This is a genomic window from Clostridium sartagoforme AAU1 (genome assembly GCF_000401215.1).
Classification (GTDB): domain Bacteria; phylum Bacillota; class Clostridia; order Clostridiales; family Clostridiaceae; genus Clostridium; species Clostridium sartagoforme.
In genome coordinates this window covers 1-460 of the sequence record NZ_ASRV01000291.1, presented here as the reverse complement: position 1 = coordinate 460, position 460 = coordinate 1, and the positions used below count along the sequence as shown (strand labels likewise).

At 30.2% G+C, this 460-nt stretch carries 1 protein-coding gene; it reads left to right on the top strand.

From position 1 onward, the window contains the following. Window positions 1-49 precede the first annotated feature (49 nt). On the top strand, window positions 50-460 hold a 411-nt coding region (locus A500_RS19180), incomplete at its 3' end, for a serine hydrolase (RefSeq protein ID WP_198010594.1).

Here is a 460-nt window from a genome sequence, read left to right as displayed (position 1 = left end):
TAAAATACCATATCCAGAAGTTATAGAGGGAAATGCCGAATCAGTCGGAATGGATCAAAACACTTTAGATTTAATAGACACTTTAATAAATAATGATGTTAAATATGGTTTTACAAGTGCACAATTAGCTGTTATTAAAGATGGAGTTTTAGTTAAAAATAGTGCATACGGTACTGTAAACGCTTACAATAAGGATGGCAGTTTAAAAACAGATTCACCAAAGGTTACAACAGATACTCTTTATGATTTAGCATCAAATACAAAGATGTATTCAACAAACTATGCTATACAAAAATTAGTAAGTGATGGACAAATAAATATATCAGATAAGATAACAAAATATTTTCCAGACTTTAAAGATGGAGAAAATGATCCAATAAAGGGTAAAGCAGGACTAACAATACAACATTTGTTAGAACATCAAGGAGGCTTCCCAGCTGATCCACAATATCATAATAAT